We start from the raw sequence: 18,855 nt of genomic DNA on the forward strand, positions 1-18,855 counted from the left end.
GCCGCTAGAGGAAGTCGTGTCAGAATTTCAAAAGTCGGACCTGCAAAGTCTTCGTCGCGGCGATCTCGCCGGCATACGCGAGCTTCGTTTGCCGGGGCTGACCGAATTCCCGCGGGAGATCTTTGGCTTGGCTGATACGCTCGAGGTCTTGGACCTCAGCGGTGGCCGGCTTACTGAACTCCCCAATGACATGAGCCGCCTTCATCGGCTGCGCGTATTATTTTGCTCAGGCAATAACTTCGAGCGACTTCCCTCGGCGCTTGGGGATTGCCGCTCCTTGAGCCAGATCGGGTTCCGGGCGTCCGGGCTACGAGAAGTTCCCGAAGAAGCTCTGCCGCCAAAATTGCGCTGGCTGATCCTCACTGAAAACCGCATTGAGCAGCTCCCCGAAGCTCTTGGCGAGCGACCGCATTTACAGAAGTTGATGCTGGCGGGGAATCGGCTCCGCAATCTTCCGAGCAGTCTGGCCGACGCGTCGTCTCTGGAGCTTGTGCGGCTGAGCTCCAACCGCTTTGATGCGCTTCCACCGTGGCTTGTGCAGCTTCCCAGCCTCGCCTGGATTTCCTGGAACGGAAATCCTCTGCAGCGCGATTTGCCGCCCGCAGTCGCTGCGCCCGTTTTTTGGGCGGATCTCGACATCGGAGCGCGTCTAGGCCGAGGCGCCTCCGGAGAAGTGCATCACGGGCTTTGGCGAGCAGAGAAAGCCGGTGAGCCGATCTCTGTGGCGGTGAAACTTTTCCTGGGCGCCATGACGAGCGACGGTTCCCCTCTAAGTGAAATAACGACGTGCCTGGCTGCGGGGGAACATCCTAACCTTACGGCGGCTTTGGGTCGTTTGGTGGATCACCCCGAGGGGAGAGATGGGCTATTGATGCCGCTGCTACCGGCTCATTGGCGCCCGCTCGCGGCCCCTCCAAACCTCACGACCTGTAGCCGTGACGTGTATTCCTCCGAATTGCGTCTAACACCGACGGCTGCCCTTCAGCTAGCGCGTGGCGTCGCGTCGGCCACTGCTCATCTGCATGCGAGGGGGTTACTGCATGGCGATCTTTACGCTCATAATGTTCTTTGGGACGGGCAAGACGGCGACGCGGCGCTTAGCGATTTCGGCGCGGCGTGTGTGCTTCCGGTCGGTGAAGAAGGGAGTCTTTGGCAACGAACCGAAGTCCGTGCCTGGGGTCTGCTTCTTGGCGAATTGCTAGAGCGGTGTACTGCTGCTTCTGCAGAGCTGCTTAAACTGCAAGAGCTGGTCCACGCTTGCGTGCAACCACACACAGCGAGCCGCCCATCAATGGCGGATGTTGCTGAGTTCCTGAGCGACATGTGACGCGATGGAATGGTCAGCACCACCGACTAATGGAAGGCCCCAAACCGCAGACCGATCAATACTTGGCGAGAACCGGAGCCGGCGGAGCGAACCAATTGAAGTGATAGTTCACGCCCGCGCGGGCGATGATGCCATCGTATTTGATGCGAGTCACAGGCGCGTTAGCAGTCAGTAATTGGCCGGCTGAAACATTGACGCCGCCAAGGTTGATCGTAAATGGTGACACGAGGCTCACTGGGGTAGAGTAGAGTGCCGCGCTCCCAAGATTGTAATAAAGCGCCTCAACTTTCAGACTCCAATTGGGCATGAACATCCATTCCACGCCGCCGCCGGCTGTCCATCCGACCCGTGTATTGGAGTAACTGGCTGCTCCCGGTATGTTTGGAATAGTATATGTGCCATTAAATTGCGAATAATTAAATGGCACTGGAAGAGCAGAGGCATTCAGCCCTGTCAGGACGGCCTGCGTTACACCGCCGTGAGTCGACGACCCATGAACGCCGCCAAAGGCGAGACCGCCCGTACCATAAATCAGCATGGTGGGCGTGACGAGATAACCAAGACGACCACGAACGGTGCCCATCCAGTCCACGCCAGCGGTGACTTGTCCGAAGCCCAGAGCGCTGCGGGTAAGGTTGCAGCCAGCCCAGCAGGGCCCAGCGTTCGTAAGAGGGACCCCGCCGACAACAACAATGGGAGGGATACCAATCGGGTCTCGCCAAGCTATGTGGTCCTGCGACGCGCCGGTGTATGACCCGCTCCCTCGGATGGTGGATCCTTGGATGTCGGCTTCAAGGCCGGCGACAATGTTCTGGCCCCACTGGTAGTTGTAACCGATTTGGCCGCCGCCGATGAAGCCGCTCTGATTCACGTTGGCGACGCCGCTATTCGCTAGCGCGGTGCTCCCATTAATGAGGCCGGTCCCTGGAAGCTGGTTCTTGGGGTCAAGATTGTTGGCGGCGAAAGCCACAGCATCAAGCAGCGGTGCGCTAACAGTGGTCGCATTATTCGTGGCGCCCCAGCCTCCGCCAGCGTTCAAGCCAGCATAGAACCCCGTCCAAAGAGCAGGGGGTGGCGGCGGGGATAAGGGCGGAGCCTTTGCGCTGGGGAGGTCGGCGGCGAAGCCTGAAGTGGCGACTGCGAAGCTGAGGGCGGTCGCCGAAATCAGTGGTTTTGCCATCGGATTATCCTTTAAGCGGATGAGCTAAGAACGCATCCCCTTAAAAAGAAGCCTTCCCACCAGGACAGTCCAGGCAAAAAGTATGCTAAGTTAAAGCCGCAGCGGCCGTTTCTAGCGCAGTGTGACAAACCCGCCACGCTCTATTTTGCTCGATACAACCCAGGCGATTTGCTCAGTTGGCCGATTTAGGGTCATAAGCGGAAATTCGGCCCGACTAACTGACCCGTTAAGCCTCGACCTTCTCGCTCTCCCGCTCCTCCGCCGGCGCCTGGTCCACCGAGGAATCGTCCGGAGACGAAAGCTGCACGATCCCCGCCTCGATGGCGAGCGCGCTCGCCGCGGCGGCGGCGGCGAGTTTATCCAGCTCGGGAAGCTGCAGGATCGTCTTGGGCGGCGGCGCCGGCTCGGCTGCGATCTTTATGCCCGCCTCGCTGAGCCGACGATAGAGGTCGAAATGCAGATCGCTGCGCACGCGCGAGGATTTCTCGACGTCCTCGACATAGCACCAAAGCTCGAATTTGAACGCGGTCGTCTCCATGCCGAGGAACATCACCTGCGGCGCGGGGATGCGCAGCACGCCCTCCTGCGCGCGGGCGGCGGCGATCATGATGTCGCGCATCTGCTCCGGATCGACGCCCGGATGCGGAGAAAGCGCCACCTTGATGCGCCCCACCCGATCGCCGCGCAGCCAGTTCTTCACGACGCCGGTGACGAGATTGGAGTTCGGCACGACCATCGTCGCGCGGTCGAAGGTCTCGATCTCGGTCGAGCGCACATTGATGCGACGCACATAGCCCTGCTCGTCGCCGACCACGACCCAGTCGCCGACGCGGATGGCGCGTTCCCAAAGCAGGATCAGCCCCGAGACGAAATTGTTGACGATGGACTGCAGGCCGAAGCCGATACCGACCGACAGCGCGCCCGCGACGATGGCGAGCTTCTCGACGCCGATGCCGATGCTCGACAGGGACGTCATGACCGCCGCGATGACGCCGGCATAGCCGAGCGTGGCGCTGATCGAACTGCGCAGGCCGGTGTCGAGGCGGGTCAGCGGCAGAAGGCGGGTGTCGAGCCAGCGCCGCAGCCCCTGCGCCGCCGCCAGCACCAGCAGGAACAGCGCGACCGCCGTCAGCGCCGCCGAAGGCGAGATGGTGACGTCGCCGATCTTGAAGGAGACGAAGGAGCTCCAGAGATTGGCGAGAATGTCGTTCGACGAATAGCCGAAAGGCGCGATGGCGAGCAGCGCGGCGGCGCCCCAGGCGACGAGCGTCACAATGCCGGCGAGCAGCACGCCGACCGGCGCGAGCTGCTCCCGCTTAAGGCCCAACGCCTCGATCATGCCGCGGCCGAGCAGCCCCTCGGCGGAGAAAGCATGCTCCACCCCGCCGGCCGCCAGGACGACGACGACATAGAGAACGAAGGCGACCGCCGCGATCCAACTGGCGTGAAGGATCATGAAATTGGCGAAGGTCACATAGCCGGCGACGCAGGCGCCGAGGATGACAACGAGCATCAAGGCGCCCGACAGACGCAAGGCGACGAGCCAGTCGCGCGTCTTTCCAGCGCCCGCTGCGGTTTCCTCTTCTCGCGGCGCGAGCGCGACGAGCCCCCAGAGCAGCAGGCCCGCGTGGATCATGACGCTCGTCCCAAGCGTCACGATGACAACCGGCATGCTCGCCTGCACGGTCTCCTCGATCTGCTCGAGGATCCGCGTAACGGAAAGGACGGCCGCCCCCAAGACGAAGAGACGAACGAACAATCTGGCGAGGCGGTCGCCGAGATCGATCACGCGCCAATCGGGATGCCCTGGCGCGAAAACGGCGCGGGCGACGCCATAGACGAAGGCGATGCGCGCGACCCCCTCAAAGAGCCGCTCGGCCAGGGGCTCGAGAGTCGAGTCGAGCAGATCATAGGCTTCGAGGACCGAACCCAAAGCCGCCGCGGCGGCGATCGGCGCGGCGGCGGCGACGAGGGCTGTCCAGCCGGCCGCCGCGGCGCGCCGCATCGGCGTCACTTTCACGCCGTCGTGATTGCGCCTCAACACCCGGCGCGCGAGCAGGAGGGCGGGCGGCAAGGCGAGCAGGATCGCCAGAACGAAGGCGATGAGCGGCAGGCGATGCCCTTCCGTCCGGGCGACGAAATTGGCGGAACGGTCGCGCAGAAAGGCTTCCGCAGCGCCGAAGACGCCGGGCGCGTCCCTGACGGCCTCCCGCCACAGATCCACAGAGAAGAGGCTCTTCGCGCGCAGGAAAACCGTCTTGGCGAAAAGCGCGCGCTGCCGCGCGACGATGGCGACCGTGAGCTGACGGGTTTCGAGCAGCAAAGCGCGGGCGCGCTTCAGCGTCGCGTCCGTGGCGTCGTGGAGCTTGCGCTGCTCGTCGAGCTCGGCGTTCACGCTCGCTTCCGCCGAGGCGGCCGGCTGCTCCGGCGCGGTCACAACGGGCGGCGGCTGCGATTTGACCGCGTCGGGCTTGGGCTGTTGGTTCGGCGCGCCAGACCGCGCGGCGGGCGGCGGGGCCGGCGCCTTCGTTTGCACAGCCGGGGGCGGAGCGGCTTGCGGCGGCGCAGGCTGCATCTGGGCGGGTTGAATTTGAGGCTGCGCCTTGGCTGGCGCCGGCGACTCGGCCGCCTTGGTTTCCGTCGGCGCCAGCTCCTTGAGCCGCGCGTCGATCGCGGCGAGACGCGGCGTGAGCGCCTCGATAATATCCTCGAACTCCTGGCGCAGCGGCTCCGTCCGGTCGCGCAACTGGCGCAGGGCCCGGTCGTTCAGCGCCGGATCTTCCATGCTCTTTTGCGCGCTCTCCAAACTGGCGTGAGCGCGGTCGAGCCGGGCGTTGTAATGCTCGATGGTCGTCGCGGATTCATCGGCGCGCGCCATCGCCAAAGCGAGGGCGCTGAAACACAGCACAAGAATAAGCGTCAGTCTGCGCAACGCATCTCTCCAGAAGGCGAAACCGCGACAAAGCGCCGAATCGCGACAATCTTGAGGCGATCTTAGAGATCGTCGCGATAGAGATGCAGGCGCCCCGCCCGATCGAGGACGCGCCAGCCCCCCGCCCCGTCCGGCTCCAACGCCGAGACGGGAATTTTCCCGAAGCCGCCAGGAATATCGAGCACGTAGGAAGGCAGGCCTATCCCGGTGATGCGGCGCGCCAGCTCGGCGTGAAGGACCTTGCCGGCCGCAATGCTCGTGCGGAAGTGGCCCGTTCCGGGCGCGAGGTCGGGATGATGCAGGTAATAGGGCTTCACGCCCTGGGCGAGAAGCGCGTGCATGAGCTGCTCGAGGATCGCGGCGTCGTCGTTGACGCCGGCGAGCAACACGGTCTGCGACAGGAGCGTCGCGCCCGCCGCGCGCAAGCGCGCGATGGCCGTGCAGGCGTTCACTGAGAGCTCCCGCGCATGATTGACATGCAAAGCGACATAGAGCGCCTTGCCGCTCTCCCGCAGCGCCGCGAGCCGCTCCGGCGTCACGAGATCGGGCGCGGCGGTCGGCGCGCGGGTGTGAACGCGCAAGACGGCGACATGCGGGATCGCCGCCAGCCGCCGCGCGACTTGCGTCAGGCGCCGGGCGGAGAGCATCAACGGATCGCCGCCCGTGAGAATGACCTCGAAAATTTGCGGGTTGGCGGCGATGTAATCCAGCGCCACCTCGACCTCGGCCTCGCCGAGCAGATCGCCCTTGCCCCGCCCGACGGTCTCGCGGCGAAAGCAAAAGCGGCAATAGACCGGGCAGACCGTGAGCAGCTTGAGCAGCACGCGGTCGGGGTAGCGGTGCACGATTCCCGGCACAGGACTGCGCGCTGTGTCGCCGATGGGGTCGGTGAGTTCCTGCGGCAGGGTCACGATTTCGCGCGCGTCGGGCAGGAATTGCCGCGCGATCGGGTCGGCGGGATCAGATGGATCGATCAGCCCCGCGATCTCAGGCGTGACAGCGACGCTGTAGCGGGACTCGACCTCGGCCAGCGCCGCGGCGCGCCTCGCGGGGATAAGCCCGGCGGACGCGAGATCGGCGCTCGACGCCAATGTCCTTGCGGGCAGCGCCGGCCGCGGATCGTGTTGTAACGCCATAGCGGCCGGATTAAGCGCCGCGACGCCGTTCCGCAATAGTCGCTGGACCGCGCGCCTTCGGGCGCGCTCAAAAATGCGGGCCTGAAGGCCCGCGGTCCGCGAGGCGCCTCTACTTCGATGGGGAAAAGCCATCCGCAAGGTTGCGGGGCCCTTCCGCCGGCGTGACATTGGGCTTCCACGGAGAAAGCCGATGAGCCGCAAGAAGAAAGCCGCTGGCGCGCCCAAGAACAAGGAAAGCGCGCCAGACAAGTCCGCGCAGTTGCAGGAACTGCTGAACAGCGTCAACCCGGAGGACCTCGCGGCTTTCCTCGAGGCGGCTGGCGGCGCTACCCGTGGCCCCGAGGACGCAGCCGATCTTTTCGACGAGTTCATCTCCGCCTGCGTCGAAGGGGACATGGACGACGTCGAAAGGGAGGATTTCTCGCATTCGCTCATCGACGCCCTCGTCGATGTGCGCATCCAGGCAAATGGCGGAGACCGCGCCGCCCGCCGCGAATTGCTGGAGATCTGCGAACTTGTCGAGGGCGCCGTTGAGGTGGAGGATCTGGCGGTCGACGACCTGATGCTCCTCGGGCGAGTCATGATCGAGGCGGAGCTGGAGGCGCCGGAGTCGCTGAAACAGGCGGTCGTCGCGAAATTGCAGGACCAGCCGGCCGTCGGCGCAGTCACGGCCCTGGGAGCCGGCCTCGCCGAGCTGGTGGAGAAATCCGGCCTCGATCTTTTCGGCGCGCATGAGCAATTGCGCAAGACTTTCGCGCTTTTCCCCTCGGAGGACGCCCTGCGCTGCCTGAGCGAAATTGCGTCTATCGGCCAACCGATCATGGGGGGTGCGATCGCGGGCTTCGCCCTCCACCCCGACGCCGCGCTGGCGCAAGCGGCGCTCGGCAATCTTGCCGCAAGGGCGCAAGACAAGAGCCGGGACCGGCTGCTCGCGCGCATGCGCCCTTGGCTCCCGCCGCAGCGGCAGGAGTGGGTCGATGCGGCGATGAAGACCGCGCCCGAGATCGGCGGCGCCGCCAAGACCAATGTGAAGCTGCACAAATGCTACGCCTCGGTCTGCGACGCGACAGGCGCGCGCACGCTGGTCGCGGCGAAGAAGGAAGGCGCCAAATTTCAGACGGCGCTCTTCATGCTGAGCGAAAAGGGCGTGGCCAACGTCATCGTGTCGGACCCCATGAGCAAGCACGAGCTGGATTTGCTGCTTCACGGCGCGTCGCTTGCGGCGCATCTGTCGGAAGTAGAACTCCCGCTGCTGCTGCGGATTCTGTCGCTGGCGCTGGCGGAAAATCTCGCGGCGGGAACCCTGCCGCCTTTCGAGCTGGCCCATGCGGCCGAGGCTTTCGATTTCCCGCCGCTGGCGCCGGAGTCGAGCACGCCGGCCGAGATCGCCGATCGCCTGCTCTCGGAGTTTCCAGCAACCGGCGCCGAGCAGGACGCCCTGGCTGCGGCGGACGCCCTCGCAGCGGCCTCTGACTACACGCAAGACTGGTTCGAGGCCGGGCCTGACATCGACGACATCTTCGCGAAGGTGAAAGGCAAGAAGCGCCGCGCCGAGGCCGTTCTGAAATCCTATCTGCCGGGCCGGCGCGATTTTTGGGCGCGCCAATGCGCGCTCACCGCTCTGTCGCTGCATGCGGAGAATCCGGTCGATCCGGTCTGGCGCGCGCTGGCGGTCGTGGGCCGGGACCTTGCCGCCGGCGCGCCGCTCGACGAAATCCCGCTGATGCGGATCATCGCGGAGCAAACGGTCGAAAATTACGTGGCCTCTTGAGAAAAACCGGACCGCGCGCCTTCAGGCGCGCAGACTTCTGACAAAGTGGCGATGACGCCCCTCATGCTTCGAGACGCCTGCTGCGCAGGCTCCTCAGCATGAGGAGCTTCTGCAACTTCGTCAAACACTTAGGCCTCATCCTGAGGAGCGAGCGACGCTCGCGTCTCGAAGGACGAGGCCGCCTCGGAGGTTTGTCGACAAACGCGCGCGCCTTCCGGCGCGCTTAAAAGTGCGGGCCTGAAGGCCCGCGGTCCGTAGGAGGGCGTCACGCCTTTCCGCGCGCCGCCACAGGCGTCCACAGCACCTGCTCTATTCTCTCCGCACCCGTTGCAAGCATCACGAGGCGGTCGAATCCGAGCGCCACGCCCGAGGCCGGCGGCATGTGGCCGAGCGCTTCTAGAAAATCCTCGTCGATCGGATAGCGCTCGCCGTAAATCCGCGCTTTCTCCGCCATCTGCGCTTCGAAGCGGGCTCGCTGCTCGGCCGGGTCGGTCAGCTCGGCGAAGCCATTCGCCAGCTCCACCCCGCAGACGTAAAGCTCGAAACGGTCGGCGAAGCGCGGGTCGTCCGCGCGCGTGCAAGCGAGGGCCGCCTCGCTGGCGGGATAGTCGGTCAGGATCGTCGGCCGCTCGCTCCCGAGCTTCTCCTCGATCTTCTCGGACAAAATCTTGCTGAAGAGGTCCGACCATGTGTCGTCCTCGGCGACGCGAATACCGTCTCGCGCGGCGGCCTTCGCCAACCCCTCGCGATCCCCCAGCAGCTTTTCAAGATCGATGCTGGCGTGGGTCGCAAAGGCCTCGCAGACCGTGACGATCTCCGGCTCCGCGAAGGGGTCGCAGACCCGGCCGCGCCAGGAGAAATCGCGCGTCCCCGCCGCCCGCGCCGCCGCCGCCATCAGCCCGGCGCAGTCTTCATAAATGCGCAAGGTCGGTTCGCCGGCGCGATACCATTCGAGCATGGTGAATTCGGGATGATGCAGCGCTGAGCGCTCGCGATTGCGGAACACCCGCGCCAGAGTGAAAATCCGCTCCTCACCCGCGGCCAGCAGCTTCTTGCAGGCGAATTCGGGAGAGGTGTGGAGATAGAGCTGCGAACGCGCGCCGTCCTGCCCGATCATCTGCGTGCCAAAAGCGGTCAGATGGGTCTCATTGCCGCCGGAAACCTGCAGCGCGGCGGTTTCGACTTCGGCAAAGCCCTCCCCTTCAAAAAAACGCCGCGTCGCGACCGTTATTGCGCCGCGCGCCTTGAGAAATGGCTTGCGATCGGCGTAAACATCCCGAGCCCACCAGGGCGAAACGCGCGTCATGAGGACTCCAATTACGGGGACGGTCCGATCCGGCGGCCGGATTTGCCGACGCGCGCGAAATATGGTCTTACCCCGTTCATAGACCAGCCCGGCCGAAGCCGGCAATGAACGCGAGCCGGCGCGCCGGCAATGAAGGAACCGAACCTGTGAAAGTCATCGCCAGCTCGATTCGCAAGGGCAATATCATTGAGCGTGAGGACGGCAATCTCTATGTCGTGCTGACCGCAGAAAGCTTTTTCCCCGGCAAGGGCACGCCCACGACGCAGATCGATATGCGCCGCCTCTCCGATGGCGTGAAGGTTTCCGACCGTTACAAGACCACCGAGCAGGTCGAGCGCGCTTTCGTCGAGGATCAGGACTTCAGCTTCCTCTACAATGACGACGACGGCTATCACTTCATGAATCAGGAGAGCTATGAGCAGATCGCCGTGCCGGGCGACGTCATTGGCGATCAGGCGCAGTGGCTGCAGGAAGGCATGCAGTGCATCCTCTCCATGTTCAACGGCCTGTGCGTCGCGATCCAGTTGCCGCAGCGCGTGACGCTCGAGATCGTCGAAACCGAGCCGGCGATGAAGGGCCAGACGGCGTCCTCCTCCTATAAGCCCGCCAAGCTTTCGAACGGCGCCCGCGTGATGGTGCCGCCGCACATCCAGTCCGGCACGCGCGTCGTCATCCAGACGGAAGACGGCACCTACGTCGAGCGCGCGAAGGACTGATAACTGTCATTCCCGACGCTCGCGAAGCGAGCGATCGGGAATCCAGAGCCAAGCCGGCTGTTTTTGCCTTGGTTTCCCGATCGGGCCTTCGGCCCGTCGGGAATGACAAGCGTTCGAGAGCGCGGCTTTTATGGCCGCTCGGCGTTCTTCGCCAGCAGCGCCGAGGTCATCGCCGCCATGATCTCCGCCTTGGCGGCGTTTGCGCTCTGCCGCTCCGCCGCCACAGGAGCGGCCTGCGCCAAGGCGTCGACGAACACGGCCTTCCCCAAATTCATGGCTGAAATCGCCTCGCCGGCGCTTGCCGCCGCGACCTCGTAAATCTGCGAGCGGTCCGTGGGCGCGCCTTTGGCGACCGCCGCGCGCGTGATCGCGGCCGAGAACTGCGCATAGGCCGTCGGGATCTGGCTGATGCCGAACCGCGTCGAGGATACGATGAACATGTCGTTTGCCTGCGCTTGGTTTTCCCAAAGAGTATACTGGCAATCCCGCATTTTCCGACCGGGTCGTGAAGATGCGCACAACAAATTCGCTAGAGTTCGAGCATTCGCGGGTGAAGGCGATCATGTCTCGGCGCCGAAGAGAAAAGCCCGCAGCTTTTGCTCCAACGCGGCTTTGTCCTTGAGCTCGCATTCCCACACAATGAGCGCCCGCCAGCCCTGCGCCGTCAGACGCGCCTGATGCGCAGCGTCGCGCGCGACATTGCGCGCGATTTTCGCGCGCCAATAATCGGCGTTGGCCTTCGGCATACGGGCGCCGCGCGCGCAATCATGCCCGTGCCAGAAACAGCCATGAACGAAGATCACCTGCTTGCGGCCGACATAAGCAATGTCGGGATTGCCGGGGACGTCCTTGCGATGCAGGCGGTAGCCCGGCGCGAAGCCTCGCAGCAAGGCGCGGACTTTCAGCTCGGGAGTTGTGTCGCGCGATTTGACCGCGCGCATGATGGCGGAGCGTTGGGCGGGGGATTCTTTTGCATTCATATGAGAGCCCCCTCCCCAACCCTCCCCCGCTTCGCGGGAGAGGGAGCAGCTACCGGCCTTCATCGGCGCGGCTGATCATGAGCGTCCCCTCTCCCGCGAAGCGGGGGAGGGACAGGGAGGGGGTCAAGCCGCTTCCCTGATTACGCCCGCATTCAGCAACGGCTCGATGAGATGCGCCGCTATGTGCCGGACGACCGGCGCGACCACGCCATCGCCCGTCAAGTGATAGGCCTCATTATACTTCTGCGGCAGCACATAATCATCCGGCAGGCCCATAAGCCGCGCTGTTTCGCGCGCCGACATCAGCCGCGAGCGCACCAAGCCCTTCTCCACAACCAGCACGAACTGGCGACTGGAGCCGCCGGCCGGCGTGCGCAGACAGCCGGCGAGATCATCGAAACGCGCTTCGGCCCGCTGGATTTTTACGCCGTTCTCGTAGCGTGTGCGGCGGTAGAGCGTGCCGACCATTTTGCGGCCGGCGCGTCTGGCCTCCTCCACTTTTGCGAGATTGGCGTCGCTCATCATGTCGATCAAACGCCGCGTCTCTTCCTCGCTGCGCCACGCCACATCCAGCGGCGCGTCCTCGACAATCTGAGACAATGTGGCGTTGCGCGTCAGTGGTTCAGGCAGCCGCCACCAGAGCCATTTGGCCTGCAGAGCAAGCGGCAGGCGCTCGAAGGCGGCGATCAATGTGCGCGTGAAAAACGGCGGCTCCCCCGTTATTGCGAGCGAAGCGAAGCAATCCAGCGCAGCGCCGTGGTTGCTGGATTGCTTCGTCGGTTTCGCCTCCTCGCAATGACGGATTGCGAGGGCGCTCGAAACCGCCACATCCTCCCGCACGGCGACGATGAATAATCTCGGCCGCGACTGCGGCACAAACAGCGCGGCGTCGATCACGAGCGCGCCGAAGCGATAGCCCTCGCCCGCCAGCGCCTTGCAGATCGACTCGAAATCCTTGCCGCCATGCGAGGTCAGCGCGCCGCAGACATTTTCGAGAACGATCGTCGCCGGGGCCCGGCCCTCGGCGCGCAGCGCCTTCATCAGCGACCAGAAGGACCAGAAGGTTCCCGAACGCTTCCCCTCGAGCCCCGCGCCGGCGCCCGCGAGCGACAAATCCTGGCAGGGAAAGGAGGCCCAGACGAGATCGGCGCGGCCCGGCAGTTGCGCGGTCGTCACTTTCGCCACGTCGCCGACAAAGAGTTCCTCGCCGCCCCAATTGCGCCGGTAGCTTTCGGCTTTCTTGGCGTCGAAATCATTGGCGAAGAGGCAGGTCCAGCCCGCGCCCAGCCCCGCGCGCGCCATGCCGCCGCCGGCGAAGAATTCATAGTAGCTCGGCTTGCTGCTTGTGCCCGACTCGCGCGTCATATGAGCAGCTTACCTTGTCCGTCCGAGCCTAGCGAGCGCCGAGGCGGCTGATGGCCTGGGCGGCGAGCCTCAGCCCCGCCGCCGCGGCCGATTTGGGATCAGCGCCCGTGCGCAAAGCGGCGATGACGCCGGCGTTGAAAGCGTCGCCGCCGCCCGTGCGGTCGATGGCTTTGACGGGCGTCGCGGTCACCGTCTCGACCTGGCCTGCGCTGATGACCGTCGCGCCTTCCTCGCCGCGCGTGACGAACCAGATCGCGGGGCTATCGCCATGCCGCTCGGTGAGGAAGCCGATCGGATCGCTCGTCTCGAGGACACGGGCCAGCTCGTCGCAATTGGTGAAGAGATAATCCGCCGCGAAAGCAAAAGCCGGATCGTAACGGCCGTCCAGTTCGAGCGAGAGGATCGGCCTTCCGCCGGCGCGTCTGACCTGCCGCAGAAAGGCGGCGTCGCAGACGGTCGTATGCAGCCAGTCGACGTCCGGGCCGAGTTCGCCGATGTCATAAGGCGTCCATGGCGCATCGATGATCGGGCTCGTGATGATCCGCTTGTCCTGCGGCGTCGCCAGGCAAATGGCGAGCGGCGACGGCGCGGCGAGCGCTTTGACGCCTTGCGTGTCGACGCCATTGAGTTGCAGTTCGCGCAGCGCGAGCGCGCCGAGCGGATCGTCTCCGACCCAGCCGAGCATGCGCACGCTCACGCCCTGGCGTGCAATCCACACGGCCGTGTTGGCCGCCGAGCCGCCGCCGCTGACGGCAGTCTCTTTAGCCATGATCTTCTCATGCTCATCGGGAAGACGATCGAGCCGCAGGGTGACGTCGACATTGATGCTCCCCAGACAACAAACGCATCCCCGCATCTTCCGCCTCTTTAAAATCTCGTCGAGGGAGATACAGCCCCCAAGCAGCCGACGCCACCCGATGTCTCGCTGGCGTCGTCTTTGGGCCGCATCTTCCGGTGGTCGCCTTGGCGTGGAGATTCGGCTCGTGGAAGCAAAGGGTAAGGGCTCAGCTTTCGCAAAACCGGCGCCCGAGATTGGGCACCCCGTGACGAATTTTCCCGACGACCCGCGCTTCCACCCTCTGCCGCCTGTGCCCGAAGCTGATTTCAGCCTGTCATTGGAGACAATTCTTCCCGGCGTAACCGAAGAGGCGGAACAGGCGGGCGCGCTCGCCTTTCACGCGCTGGGCGATACCGGCGGCATCCATGGCGCCGAAACGCAGAACGCCGTCGCGGCGGCGATGCAGGAGCAGATCGCCAAATCGCAAGGAGGGGAGCGGCCGCGATTTCTGTTCCACCTCGGCGACGTCGTCTATCTGAGCGGCGAAAGCAGCCAATATGTCGCGCAGTTTTATGAGCCCTACCAATATTACGACGCCCCCATTTTCGCGATCCCCGGAAACCACGATGGCGAGACGACAGCGGAGACGCGCTGCGGGCTGGAGGGCGAAACCGCGGTCCTCGGTTTTATGCAGAATTTTTGCAGCGCGTCGCCAAGACGGCTTTTCAAGCACCGCTCGACGATGACGCAGCCCTATTGCTATTGGCGGCTCGACGCGCCTTTCGTGCATGTGATCGGGCTCTATTCGAACATCGACGGGCAATTGGACCGACGCGGCGAGAGCCGACAGCAGGAATGGTTCACCGAGCAATTGCGATCGGCGCCCGACGATAAATGGCTTATCGTCGCGGCGCACCACCCGTGTTTCTCCCTCGACGAAACGCATGGCGGCTATGTGGAGATCATGTCGGCGATGGACGCGGCCTTTCGCGACAGCGGCCGCACGCCCGATCTCATTCTCTCGGGGCATGTCCATTCCTATCAGCGATTCTCCCGCGACTTTGCCGGGAAGGCGCTGCCCTATGTCGTCGCCGGCAATGGCGGCTTTGCGAATTCCTCCCGCTCGCTCCACAAGATGCAGAGGGGCCTTGTTATCGAGCGACTACCATTCCAGACGGCGCTGCCGACGGTTCGGCTCGAAAGCTACGACGTGATGAACGCTGGCTTTGTGCGTGTGACGGCGGGATCGGACTGCCTCACTGTGGATTACTTCTCGGTGTCTTTCGACGATCCGCCGGCGGTTTCGAGAGAGCCGCGGGATTCGGTGACTGTTCGAAGCGCCGGGATGAAGACGGCCCCCTGACGCCTAGCGCGTCATTGCGAGCGAAGTGAAGCAATCCAGAGCCGCCGCGGGGCTCTGGATTGCTTCGTCGCTTTGCTCCTCGCAATGACGGAAGATGGTCGCTAAGCCGACACCACCATCACATGCACGATGGGCTTCTTGCCCCAGACCGAATAGATGGCCCCGCGCAGCGAGCGTTCGATGGCCGTAGACACCGTATCGGGATCGCGACGGCGGGCGCGCGGCAGGCCGTCAAAAGTCGCAAATAGCGCCTCGTCGATGACTTCGCCCATGTCCTCGCCGAACTTGCCCTTCTTCGGCACGCCCGCGAAGACGACGTCGGGATCGCCGACGAGATCGCCTTTTTTGTCGACAGCGAGGGCCACAGACACGACGCCCGCGAAAGCGAGCTTGTTACGCTCGCGCACGGTCCCGTCCTCCTCGCTGAGGACGACGTCGCCGTCTTTCAGCAGGCGGCCGTGCGGCAGGCGGTTGACGATGGTCGGCGGCCCGGGAAGGAGCTGCACCATGTCGCCGTCGCGCGCCGACAGCGCATGCTCGACCCCGCGCGACTTGGCGAAAGCCACATGCTGCGTGAGATGATGCGCCTCGCCATGCACGGGGACGGCGCTCTTCGGCCGCACCCACTCATACATTTGCGCAACCTCGCCGCGCCGCGGATGGCCGGAGCAATGCACGAGATGATCATGATCCGTGATCACCTCGACGCCGAGATTGCAAAGATTGTTAATGACGCGATGCACCTCGCGCGCATTGCCCGGAATGGCTCGGGAGGAAAAGATGACGCGATCGCCGGGACCGAGCTTGATCGAGGGATGATCGTTCTGCGAGGCGCGCATCATCGCCGCGCGGGGTTCGCCCTGGCTGCCGGTGGCGATGACCACGGTCTTGTCGCGCTGCAAATTGGGTAGCATCTCCGGGGAATGGAAACCCGGAAGCCCGTCAAGATAACCGCAGTCGCGCGCAACCTGAACCACGCGATCCATCGCGCGTCCGGCGACGACCACCGTGCGGCCGCAGGCCTGCGCCGCCTCCGCAATGGCGCGCAGCCGCGCGACATTGGAGGCGAAGGTCGTTATCACCACGCGTCCGCTCGCCTCGGCGATGAGCGGCTGCAGCACACGCGCGACGTCGCTCTCGGAGAAGCTGTCGCCCTCGCGCAGAATATTGGTCGAGTCGCAGATGAGGACGTCGACGCCCTCCTCGCCGAGCGCCCGCAGCCGGGCTTCGTCGATACGATTGCCGACGCCGGGCTCGGGATCGATCTTCCAATCGCCCGTATGCACCACCCTGCCGAGCGGCGTCGTGATGGCAAGCGCATTGGCTTCCGGGATCGAATGGGCGACGGCGACATATTCGACCGTGAAGGGATCGAGATCGAGCACGGCGCCCGCGTGCACGGGCCGAATGTCGATGCTCGGCGCGCCGGGCTCGTTGAGGCGCTTGACTTCCAGCAGCCCGGCCGCGAAGGGCGTCGCATAGACCCTGCATTTAAGCTTCGGCCAGAGCGTCACCAACGCGCCGATGTGATCCTCATGCGCATGGGTGATGCAGATCGCGACGACGTCCTTGGCAATCTTCTCCACGAAGGCGATGTCGGGATAGACGACGTCGATGCCCGGAAGCTCCGAGCCGGGAAAGCCCAGGCCGCAATCGACCATCAGCCATTTGCGCGCGCGCGGCGGGCCATAGCCGTAAAGCGCAAGATTCATACCGATCTCGCCGACGCCGCCAAATGGAACGAAGACGAGATCTGTGTTCGGCGTGCTTGTCATGCCAGCGCCCCTCCGGTTGCGCGCGGGCCAATGAGCACGTCGCCTGCTTCAATGGTGCGTCGGCTGTCCGTCGTTTCGAGAACCAGCCGCCCGGAGGCGTCGATGGTCTCGAAACGCCCTTCGAGCTTTTCATGGCTCAGCACGACGGTTATGTCCTGTCCAAGCCCGGCCGCGGAAGCCAGCCATTCCTGCCGGATCTGCGCAAAGCCTGCGCCGCCGTTCCAGAGTTCGAGCGCCTCCGCCATAGCGTCAGAAAAATGCGCAAAGAACGCCTCCCGCGAGGGGGCTGAAAGCGCCTCGCAGAGCGCGCGCGCCGGATAAGGCGTATCTTTGGGCGCATCTACAAGATTGACGCCGACGCCGATGATTGCGACCGGCGCCGTCGACGCGTTCATGCATTCGAGGAGGATGCCGCCGAGCTTCGCGCCTTCGAGCAGCAGATCATTCGGCCATTTGAGCTGGAAAGCGCCCTGCCCGGCTAACGCGCGAAGAGCGCGCATTGCCGCCACCCCGGTAACGAAACCGAGTTCCGGCGCAACGCGAACCTCGGAAAACTCGCCAAAAACGAAACTCGCGTAAAAATTACCGGGTCGAGAAATCCACTCTCGCCCGAGGCGCCCGCGCCCCTTCGTCTGGCGCGCGGCCACGATCCACAGCGGGCCGCGTTCGCCTGTCTCGATCAACCGCCGCGCTTCGTCATTGGTCGAGTCGATCTCGTCCAATGAGAGAAGGCGGACGCCTCTTGCGCGCGCAATTGGTCCTAACTGCACGCGCAAGACCTCTTAGAACAGCGATTTTGCGGCGGCGGTCGCCGCATCCATGATCGGCGCCGGATAGACCCAGAAGCCGAGCACGGCGACCGTCGACAGCGCGAGCACCGCGCGGACGGCGAGCGGCGAACGATCGAAGCCGGGGGCCGGCTCGTCGAAATACATGACCTTGACGACGCGCAGATAGTAGAAGGCGGCAACCGCAGAGGTCAGCACGCCGGTGACGGCAAGCGGGTAGAGACCCGCATCGACTGCCGCAAGGAACACGTAATATTTGGCGAAGAAGCCGGCGAGCGGCGGGATGCCCGCGAGCGAGAACATCAGCATCGCGAAGAAGAACGCCATCAGGCCGTTGGTGCGCGAAAGACCCGCCAGGTCCGAGATATTCTCGACGTTCCGGCCGTTGATCCGCATCGCGAGGATCGCGGCGAAGGAGCCAAGCGTCATCACGAGATAGACCGACAGATACACGATGACGCCCTTGACGCCAGCCTCACTGCCCGCAGCAAGACCGATCAGCGCGAAGCCCATGTGGCCGATCGAGGAATAGGCCATCAGACGCTTGATGTTGTTCTGGCCAATCGCGGCGAAGGAGCCGAGCAGCGTCGAGGCGATGGCGAGAAAGATGATGATCTGACGCCACTGAGTGGTGATCGCCGGGAAGGCCGTGATCACAAAGCGGGCGGTGATGGCGAAGGCCGCCATCTTGGCCGAAGACGCGAAGAAGGTCGTGACCGGCGTCGGGGCGCCCTCATAGACGTCCGGCGTCCACATATGGAAAGGCGCGGCCGAAATCTTGAAGGCGAGGCCGGCCAGGACGAAGACGAGGCCGAAGATCACGCCGACCGGCGGCTGCTCGGTGACCGCCTGGGCGATGCCCGCGAAGGACACCGTGCCGGAGAAGCCATAGAGCAGCGACGAGCCGTAGAGCATCATGCCGGACGACAAAGCGCCGAGCACGAAATATTTGAGGCCCGCTTCCGACGCCCTTCCGTCGTCGCGCGCAAAGGCGGCCATGACGTAAAGGGCCAGCGACATCAGCTCGAGCCCGAGATAGAGCGCGATCAGATTGTCGGCGGAGATCAGCAGCATCATGCCCAGCGTGGAGAGCATGACGAGGACGGGATATTCGAATTTCTCGAGCCCATTGCGCTGCAGCCAGTCGACCGACAGCAGGATCGACGCCATGGCGCCGACGAGCGTGAGGACCTTCAGAAAGCGCGAGAAGGCGTCGTCGATGAAGGCGCCGTCGAAGACGGTCACGTCCACCTGTTTGCTCGACAATAGGATGACGACAACGGCGAGGCCGAGGATGCCGACGGCCATCTCGTCGACGAGGCTGAAACCCTTCTCGCCGCGAAAGGCGCCGATCAGGATCAACAGCATCACGCCGACGGCCAGAATGACCTCGGGAAGGAAGTGATGCGTGAGTTCTGCGAAGAAGGGCATATGAACA

At 64.4% G+C, this 18,855-nt stretch carries 15 protein-coding genes; 4 read left to right on the forward strand and 11 right to left on the reverse strand.

Translation table 11 applies throughout. The features are described 5' to 3' along the window. The first annotated feature begins 16 nt into the window (after positions 1–16). A complete protein-coding gene (locus tag QMG84_RS11870; protein WP_281928088.1) occupies positions 17–1,327 on the forward strand; it encodes a leucine-rich repeat-containing protein kinase family protein in 1,311 nt (436 codons plus the stop codon). 55 nt (positions 1,328–1,382) lie between these two features. Here QMG84_RS11870 and QMG84_RS11875 read toward each other — a convergent pair whose 3' ends face one another. From QMG84_RS11875 to QMG84_RS11885, 3 genes are all read right to left on the reverse strand, one after another. Next, positions 1,383–2,507, reverse strand: a complete 1,125-nt coding sequence (locus QMG84_RS11875) for an outer membrane protein (protein ID WP_281928089.1) — start codon at positions 2,505–2,507, stop codon at positions 1,383–1,385. Between the two features lie 226 nt (positions 2,508–2,733). Further along, entirely contained in the window at positions 2,734–5,439 is a 2,706-nt protein-coding gene (locus tag QMG84_RS11880) for a DUF3772 domain-containing protein (protein ID WP_281928090.1), read from the reverse strand. Between the two features lie 62 nt (positions 5,440–5,501). Next, the gene (locus tag QMG84_RS11885; protein WP_281928092.1) at positions 5,502–6,575 is read right to left on the reverse strand and encodes a lysine-2,3-aminomutase-like protein; all 1,074 of its coding nucleotides are present in this window, start codon (positions 6,573–6,575) and stop codon (positions 5,502–5,504) included. Between the two features lie 190 nt (positions 6,576–6,765). On the opposite strand from QMG84_RS11885, the gene QMG84_RS11890 reads away from it, so the two are divergent. Continuing rightward, entirely contained in the window at positions 6,766–8,346 is a 1,581-nt protein-coding gene (locus tag QMG84_RS11890) for a hypothetical protein (protein WP_281928093.1), read from the forward strand. A 265-nt stretch (positions 8,347–8,611) separates the two neighbouring features. Here the strand turns inward: QMG84_RS11890 and epmA are convergent, their stop codons facing one another. After that, positions 8,612–9,652, reverse strand: coding sequence for an EF-P lysine aminoacylase EpmA (gene epmA, locus QMG84_RS11895; RefSeq protein ID WP_281928095.1), 1,041 nt, complete (start codon positions 9,650–9,652; stop codon positions 8,612–8,614). A 146-nt stretch (positions 9,653–9,798) separates the two neighbouring features. Between epmA and efp the strand changes: the two genes are divergently transcribed. After that, the gene (efp, locus tag QMG84_RS11900; RefSeq protein WP_202073551.1) at positions 9,799–10,368 is read left to right on the forward strand and encodes an elongation factor P; all 570 of its coding nucleotides are present in this window, start codon (positions 9,799–9,801) and stop codon (positions 10,366–10,368) included. 128 nt (positions 10,369–10,496) lie between these two features. On the opposite strand, the gene QMG84_RS11905 is transcribed toward efp, so the two are convergent. The 4 genes from QMG84_RS11905 to QMG84_RS11920 form a co-directional block, all read right to left on the reverse strand. Then, positions 10,497–10,808 (reverse strand): hypothetical protein, encoded by a 312-nt coding sequence (locus tag QMG84_RS11905; protein ID WP_281928097.1) that lies wholly within the window; start codon positions 10,806–10,808, stop codon positions 10,497–10,499. Positions 10,809–10,928: 120 nt separating this feature from the next. Beyond that, positions 10,929–11,348 carry a very short patch repair endonuclease gene (locus QMG84_RS11910; protein ID WP_281928099.1) on the reverse strand — a complete coding sequence of 140 codons (420 nt, stop codon included), beginning with the start codon at positions 11,346–11,348 and terminating at the stop codon, positions 10,929–10,931. A gap of 123 nt (positions 11,349–11,471) precedes the next feature. Then, positions 11,472–12,713 carry a DNA cytosine methyltransferase gene (locus QMG84_RS11915; RefSeq protein WP_281928101.1) on the reverse strand — a complete coding sequence of 414 codons (1,242 nt, stop codon included), beginning with the start codon at positions 12,711–12,713 and terminating at the stop codon, positions 11,472–11,474. 28 nt (positions 12,714–12,741) lie between these two features. After that, the gene (locus tag QMG84_RS11920) at positions 12,742–13,569 is read right to left on the reverse strand and encodes a carbohydrate kinase family protein (protein ID WP_281928102.1); all 828 of its coding nucleotides are present in this window, start codon (positions 13,567–13,569) and stop codon (positions 12,742–12,744) included. 187 nt (positions 13,570–13,756) lie between these two features. Between QMG84_RS11920 and QMG84_RS11925 the strand changes: the two genes are divergently transcribed. Beyond that, positions 13,757–14,854 (forward strand): metallophosphoesterase family protein, encoded by a 1,098-nt coding sequence (locus QMG84_RS11925; RefSeq protein ID WP_281928103.1) that lies wholly within the window; start codon positions 13,757–13,759, stop codon positions 14,852–14,854. A 101-nt stretch (positions 14,855–14,955) separates the two neighbouring features. Here QMG84_RS11925 and QMG84_RS11930 read toward each other — a convergent pair whose 3' ends face one another. The 3 genes from QMG84_RS11930 to nuoN are packed head-to-tail and all read right to left on the reverse strand — an operon-like array spanning position 14,956 to position 18,848. Continuing rightward, on the reverse strand, positions 14,956–16,629 hold the full coding sequence (locus QMG84_RS11930) for a ribonuclease J (protein ID WP_281928104.1): 1,674 nt from the start codon (positions 16,627–16,629) through the stop codon (positions 14,956–14,958). Next, entirely contained in the window at positions 16,626–17,351 is a 726-nt protein-coding gene (locus QMG84_RS11935; RefSeq protein ID WP_281928105.1) for a biotin--[acetyl-CoA-carboxylase] ligase, read from the reverse strand. Before QMG84_RS11935 ends, QMG84_RS11930 begins: the two co-directional genes overlap by 4 nt. A 60-nt stretch (positions 17,352–17,411) precedes the next feature. Continuing rightward, positions 17,412–18,848 carry an NADH-quinone oxidoreductase subunit NuoN gene (nuoN, locus tag QMG84_RS11940; protein ID WP_281928106.1) on the reverse strand — a complete coding sequence of 479 codons (1,437 nt, stop codon included), beginning with the start codon at positions 18,846–18,848 and terminating at the stop codon, positions 17,412–17,414. Between the last annotated feature and the right edge of the window lie 7 nt (positions 18,849–18,855).

This window comes from Methylocystis iwaonis, from assembly GCF_027925385.1.
In the GTDB taxonomy this organism is placed as follows: Bacteria; Pseudomonadota; Alphaproteobacteria; order Rhizobiales; family Beijerinckiaceae; genus Methylocystis; species Methylocystis iwaonis.

What these genes read in the sequence shown, in the direction of transcription:
- nuoN (WP_281928106.1), bottom strand. Translation starts at nt 18,848, where the DNA reads ATGCCCTTCTTCGCAGAACTCACGCATCACTTCCTTCCCGAGGTCATT.
- QMG84_RS11915 (WP_281928101.1), bottom strand. Translation starts at nt 12,713, where the DNA reads ATGACGCGCGAGTCGGGCACAAGCAGCAAGCCGAGCTACTATGAATTC.
- QMG84_RS11910 (WP_281928099.1), bottom strand. Translation starts at nt 11,348, where the DNA reads ATGAATGCAAAAGAATCCCCCGCCCAACGCTCCGCCATCATGCGCGCG.
- QMG84_RS11885 (WP_281928092.1), bottom strand. Translation starts at nt 6,575, where the DNA reads ATGGCGTTACAACACGATCCGCGGCCGGCGCTGCCCGCAAGGACATTG.
- QMG84_RS11905 (WP_281928097.1), bottom strand. Translation starts at nt 10,808, where the DNA reads ATGTTCATCGTATCCTCGACGCGGTTCGGCATCAGCCAGATCCCGACG.
- QMG84_RS11890 (WP_281928093.1), top strand. Translation starts at nt 6,766, where the DNA reads ATGAGCCGCAAGAAGAAAGCCGCTGGCGCGCCCAAGAACAAGGAAAGC.
- QMG84_RS11875 (WP_281928089.1), bottom strand. Translation starts at nt 2,507, where the DNA reads ATGGCAAAACCACTGATTTCGGCGACCGCCCTCAGCTTCGCAGTCGCC.
- epmA (WP_281928095.1), bottom strand. Translation starts at nt 9,652, where the DNA reads ATGACGCGCGTTTCGCCCTGGTGGGCTCGGGATGTTTACGCCGATCGC.
- QMG84_RS11920 (WP_281928102.1), bottom strand. Translation starts at nt 13,569, where the DNA reads ATGCGGGGATGCGTTTGTTGTCTGGGGAGCATCAATGTCGACGTCACC.
- QMG84_RS11930 (WP_281928104.1), bottom strand. Translation starts at nt 16,629, where the DNA reads ATGACAAGCACGCCGAACACAGATCTCGTCTTCGTTCCATTTGGCGGC.